Annotated in this window: 3 protein-coding genes; all 3 read left to right on the plus strand. The window is 56.6% G+C overall.

What is annotated here, in order from left to right; all coding sequences use genetic code 11:
* The coding region (locus ACRCYC_RS05400; RefSeq protein ID WP_438618082.1) for a hypothetical protein at positions 1 to 894 on the plus strand (894 nt) is incomplete at its 5' end.
* A complete protein-coding gene (locus ACRCYC_RS05405; protein ID WP_438618083.1) occupies positions 891 to 1262 on the plus strand; it encodes a hypothetical protein in 372 nt (123 codons plus the stop codon). The genes ACRCYC_RS05400 and ACRCYC_RS05405, both read left to right, overlap by 4 nt.
* A gap of 2 nt (positions 1263 to 1264) precedes the next feature.
* A partial coding sequence (locus tag ACRCYC_RS05410) for a hypothetical protein (protein WP_438618084.1) occupies positions 1265 to 1491 on the plus strand: 227 nt, incomplete at its 3' end.

Genomic DNA, 1491 nt, shown 5'->3' on the forward strand with positions numbered 1-1491 from the left:
GCTGAACTGGAAGCGCTCGGCCCTGCCGTGGCTGCATATTATGACCAGCTGCAATACGGTAGCGATATTCAAGCGCAGGCCACCGAGAACGAACGCAAACTGGCCGAGGCTCGCGCAGAGCAGCAACGCCAGTTTGAGAACTGGGGCGGGGTTACTGTCTCTGGCCTCGACTCTGTTCGCGAGTCTTACTACAACGCCGCACGCGCTCAGACTGCATTCTGGGAGCAAAAGGTGTCAGCTGAGCGTCTGCAAAACCAACTCGCTACAACCAATAACCTAACCGAATCCATGATCCGCAGCGCCGAGCAATCAGCCCGCAGCTTTGAGCTGTTGGACGATTCCTCTTTGTCTGGACTGCACGCCGCCATTGATGCTGCGCGCAGCAAGATGGAGCAGCTGCGCCAATCTGCAGATCAAACCCTCTCATCACTAGAGCAACGCCTTGCCAACCTCAACGGCGACACCGTGGCCGCTACCGCTCTGCAAATGGAGCAAGAGCGCCAGCGCCTGCAGGAGCAGTTAGATCAGGCGCGCACGGCGGGTGATGACGAGACCATTCGCAAGCTGCAGCAAGCGCTATCGCTGCATTCCCAGATCACCCGCGAGGAGATGACACGTGCGAGACAACAGGATGATGAGCGCAAAAAGCAAGCCAAAGAGCGGACAGCTGAAGCGAACCAAGCCAAGAGCATGGCAGCGGACGCGCCGCAAACATCGGCCACGCGAACTGTTTCGGAGTCATCCGCACCGAGCCGGACTGAAATAGAAACCGTGAAGCTGGTGGAAGTGCGGATCACTGATCAGGTTGGGCAAACGGCGCAAGCCTATACGCGCCCCGGCACTGAGGGTGATTTGCTGGCAATGCTGAAAAATGCACGGGGGAACGCATTTTGATTCGTGTGAATGATATCAGCCTTGAGGGGTTGATGTGGGAAGACGAACACACGTGGGCACCCTTTGCCGCCACTGAAAACCGTGGCGGCGATGGCAGCTTCATTATGCAGGTGGGGGCGCTCAAAAAAGGGCGCCCCTTCACTCTGGGCGGGGATGGCTGCTGGCTATCGCGGGAAACACTAAGCCAGCTTAATGCGCTGGCCGGTAGCGTGGTCACGCTGCATATCGGGCAACGTAGCTGGCAATGCCGCTTCCGTCTGTATGACATGCCGCATCTTGAAGCTGAGCCGGTTCTTCCTGACACCTCTCGCTATGACGACAGCACAGAAAAATTTGCGCTGACCAAACTGAAACTTGTGGAAATCTGACGATGGCAATTCTCTCTTCTGATGTAAAGCTGCTGGAATCTGAACGCCTAACCGACACTGATGACGGCGGTGGCCGCGCGACAGGTCGTGAAATTCGTTCTGCGGAAATTAATGCTGTATTCCCGCCGGTTGACCGTATCGATCAGGCATTCGGTAATTTCTCCGGTCGTAAAATTTACGGCGGCCCACTGACTGATAATGCGGATGTTTACCACGGCGCTCACTCAGC

This window comes from Paraclostridium sp. (genome assembly GCF_051657365.1).
Lineage (GTDB): Bacteria > Bacillota > Clostridia > Peptostreptococcales > Peptostreptococcaceae > Paraclostridium.